Genomic DNA, 3538 nt, shown 5'->3' with positions numbered 1-3538 from the left:
GGGTCTGCGCTCGCCACGGCCGGCGCGAGCAACGCGCCGGCCAGCATGGCCAGGCCCGTTGCGAAGAGGTAAAGGCGTTTCATGCGGGTTCCTTCCGGTTCAGCGGCTCCGGCGCGGTGACGTCGCGCATCGGCCGCCATTGCTTGCATGACTCGCTCGAAGGCCTCACCGTCGAGGCCCGCGTCGCGGCATGACGCTAGTTAGCTAGCTAACTAACTAACTAACTAACTAACTAGCTGAGCGGGTGAATGAATCAATGATTGATTGAATGCAGCCGCTTGCGTCTGCACCGCCTCATTCACACCAGTCACTACAGACACTTTTACAACAGAATTCAGGGTCGGGTGACAGCTGGTGGGGCTCACACGGGATTATTTGCCGGAACGTGATCGGACAGTGACTGGGCCAGCGAAAACCGCATGCGCAGTAGTGATTTCGATCTCGCGGTGGGGCCGCGGCGGGCATTGGTGGTCTCGCCCGTGAACGCGACCGGGTTGTTACCAGACGCCGCTGGTGCCGAGTCTGGGCTGGCGGCGTCGAGACTGCGTTCAGCGCTACTTTTTCGCCTCGACGTCGCTGCCACCGCAGTCTCGGCAACTCAGCGAACGGGCCCGACGAACGTACGGGCGGGACCCCTCAGTGCCAGTAGCTTTCGCTGAAGGTGGTGAGCATGAAGCCGGCCACCGAGGCGACCATGAGCAGTGTGAGCGACAGCACCGGCCAGAAGGACATGTACCAGCCCTTCAACAGCGACACCACCGGACCGAGGACGGCGGCGGCAATGGCCGCGCCGATTCCGCCCCACACCAGCGGTCGGATGTAGAAATCGATCCCGAAGGGCACCGCGCCACACTCATCCCCCTCGCACACGTGGGCGAGGAAGCCGAAGAGCCGCACCGGCCATGTGGTCTCGGTGGCCAGGATCAGGAGCAGGATCAGCAGCGTGACGGTGCTGATGACGTCCCACGCGACCAGCCTCAGCCGCAGCACCCGGGGCGCTTCCTCGTCGTAGTCGACCGGCGTCCACGTGGCGGGGTTCGCCGGGCCGGGGTCCTCGGGCTGATGTGGCGTGGCCATGTCCTCCCATGCTTCCCGATGGCCGGGAAATGTGCGACCCGGCTGCTTTACGCTGCATCTCTATGCCCGCGGCCAGAGCCCGGTTGACCCCCGGCGAAATCACGGCGATCGACGCCGCGCACTTGTGGCACCCCTACAGCACCATCGGCAGGGAAGCTGTGCCGCCCGTCGTGGCGGTCGGCGCCCGCGGTGCCAGGCTGACGCTGATTCGCGACGGACGGCCGGCCGAGGCTCTGGACGCGATGAGCTCCTGGTGGACCGCCATCCACGGGCACGGCCACCCGGTTCTGGACGCGGCGCTGACCACCCAGCTCGGCGCGCTGAACCACGTGATGTTCGGCGGACTGACCCACGAACCCGCGGCTCGGCTGGCTCAGCTGCTGGTGGAGATCACGCCCGCAGGACTGGAGACGGTCTTCTTCAGCGACTCGGGGTCGGTGTCGGTCGAGGTCGCGGTGAAGATGGCGCTGCAGTACTGGCGCAGCCGTGCGCGGCCCGGGAAACACCGGCTCATGACCTGGCGCGGCGGCTACCACGGCGACACCTTCACCCCGATGAGCGTCTGCGACCCCGAGGGCGGCATGCATGCGCTGTGGAACGACATCCTCGTCCGCCAGGTGTTCGCCCCGCAGGTGCCGCGGCACTACGACCCGGCCTACAGTGCGGCGTTCGAGGAGCAGCTCGCCGAACACGCTCACGAGCTGGCGGCCGTGGTCGTCGAGCCCGTCGTGCAGGGCGCGGGCGGGATGCGCTTTCACGACCCCCGCTATCTGTCCGACCTGCACCAGATGTGCCGGCGCCATGAGGTATTGCTGGTGTTCGACGAGATCGCCACCGGCTTCGGCCGCACCGGGGAGTTGTTCGCCGCCGACCACGCCGGGGTGAGCCCCGACATCATGTGCGTCGGCAAAGCGCTGACCGGGGGATACCTGAGCATGGCCGCCACCTTGTGCACCCGCGACATCGCCGACACGATCAGCGCCGGGGAGGCGGGTGCGCTGATGCACGGTCCCACGTTCATGGCTAATCCGCTGGCCTGCGCGGTGTCGGTGGCCAGTGTCGAGCTGCTGCTGGGCCAGGACTGGCGGTCGCGGGTCGCCGAGATCGGCTTCGGCCTGGCCCACGGGCTCGAGCCGGCGCGGGCGCTACCCCGTGTCACCGACGTGCGGGTATTCGGCGCGATCGGCGTCATCGAATGCGACCGGCCGGTCGAGCTGGCCGCCGCCACCGCGGCGGCGCTGGACCGCGGTGTCTGGCTACGTCCGTTCCGCAACCTGATCTATGCCATGCCGCCCTACATCTGCACGCCCGCCGACATCGCGCAGATCACGTCCGCGATGGTCGAGGTCGCGCGGCTCCCCGTCGACGCGTGAGCGCCTGACCAGGGCGCGCTTCGGGGGTGAGGGCGGTGGGCGCGGGGAGCGCGTCCCAGGTGCGGCCGTCGCGGGCTCGCGCTCTCAGGAAAATCTCAACAACTTCTTGGGCTTTGGCTAGGTCGGCGCAAAGGATCCACAAAGCCGGGGGGCCCAGTATCTATCTCATGACCAGTGAGTTGCTCTGCGCGAACCTCATCGAACGCTACCTGGACACCTGCGGGCTGCGTTTCCTCCGGGGCGACCACGATGGCGAGTACTTCTGCGCCGCGAACACCGCCTCCGGCCGGCTTCATGTCCGCCTCGAGGTTTGCGCGTCGTTCGGCGACGTCGTGAACATCAGTGTCACTCCCGCCCGGCCTTTCCCCGTCGCCGACCGTCCCCGGCTGACCGACTTCGCCGACACGTGGAACCGGCAAAACCGCGGAGTCACCGCGATCGTGCAAGGTTGCCCGGACCCTCAGCGCGTCGGTGTCTCGGCCCGCAGGTCCCAGTGGATCCGGGACGGCATCACTTTCGAGGAGTTTGCCTCTTCGGTGGACCGCACCATCGCCGCCGCGATCGATTTGTTTGCTCAGGTGAAGCCTGTTGTGGAGGTGCCGTCGATGGCTCGGCCGATGTTGCGGAACGCCGGCTGAGTTTCCGGCGCCGCGCACCGTGACAGCCCGGAGAAAGCACGGCCGGCAACCACCACGAGTAATTAGTTAGTGCAACATTTCACTGGGTGGATTGGCTACTGGGTGGATTGGCTGCGGATGGCGGTCTCACGGATGTGTCTCACGGATGTTGAGCGTGGATGTCCACTGGCAAACACCGTTCGCGGCCATTCCCTGGATGTCTCTGGTGGGCAATCAATGTCGGTCCAAATCTGGTGCTTTTGGTGCCCATGGTGCTGGTTGTACCGTCTGAATATCCTCGCTGCCCGGCGCGCGACCGTACCAGCAATTCTGCGGCCTCATTATCTTTTCAAAAGCGCCCACGCCATCCTGCGGGGGCGCTAAGGTCCTAAGGTGGACGTGACAGACAGGTGTCATGCTTCCGCGTGACCGCTGGGTCGGTGATGACCGGTGGAAGGACAGGTATGTCGT

At 66.2% G+C, this 3538-nt stretch carries 4 protein-coding genes; 3 read left to right on the top strand and 1 reads right to left on the bottom strand.

Annotated elements, in window-relative coordinates:
- On the top strand, positions 1–194 hold a 194-nt coding region (locus AC2VOK_RS05810), incomplete at its 5' end, for a hypothetical protein (RefSeq protein WP_428899631.1).
- Between the two features lie 442 nt (positions 195–636).
- Here the strand turns inward: AC2VOK_RS05810 and AC2VOK_RS05805 are convergent.
- Positions 637–1077 (bottom strand): hypothetical protein, encoded by a 441-nt coding sequence (locus tag AC2VOK_RS05805; protein ID WP_428899630.1) that lies wholly within the window; start codon positions 1075–1077, stop codon positions 637–639.
- 62 nt (positions 1078–1139) lie between these two features.
- On the opposite strand from AC2VOK_RS05805, the gene AC2VOK_RS05800 reads away from it, so the two are divergent.
- Both AC2VOK_RS05800 and AC2VOK_RS05795 read left to right on the top strand, forming a co-directional pair.
- Positions 1140–2450, top strand: a complete 1311-nt coding sequence (locus AC2VOK_RS05800; protein ID WP_428899629.1) for an adenosylmethionine--8-amino-7-oxononanoate transaminase — start codon at positions 1140–1142, stop codon at positions 2448–2450.
- Between the two features lie 167 nt (positions 2451–2617).
- A complete protein-coding gene (locus tag AC2VOK_RS05795) occupies positions 2618–3088 on the top strand; it encodes a YbjN domain-containing protein (RefSeq protein WP_428899628.1) in 471 nt (156 codons plus the stop codon).
- The last annotated feature ends 450 nt before the right edge of the window (positions 3089–3538 follow it).

The sequence above is a fragment of the Mycobacterium sp. TH-M116 genome (assembly GCF_057473685.1).
The sequence above is the reverse complement of the archived record's forward strand: the minus strand, read 5'-3'. Positions and strand labels throughout refer to the sequence as shown.

What these genes read in the sequence shown, in the direction of transcription:
- AC2VOK_RS05805 (WP_428899630.1), bottom strand. Translation starts at nt 1,077, where the DNA reads ATGGCCACGCCACATCAGCCCGAGGACCCCGGCCCGGCGAACCCCGCC.
- AC2VOK_RS05800 (WP_428899629.1), top strand. Translation starts at nt 1,140, where the DNA reads ATGCCCGCGGCCAGAGCCCGGTTGACCCCCGGCGAAATCACGGCGATC.
- AC2VOK_RS05795 (WP_428899628.1), top strand. Translation starts at nt 2,618, where the DNA reads ATGACCAGTGAGTTGCTCTGCGCGAACCTCATCGAACGCTACCTGGAC.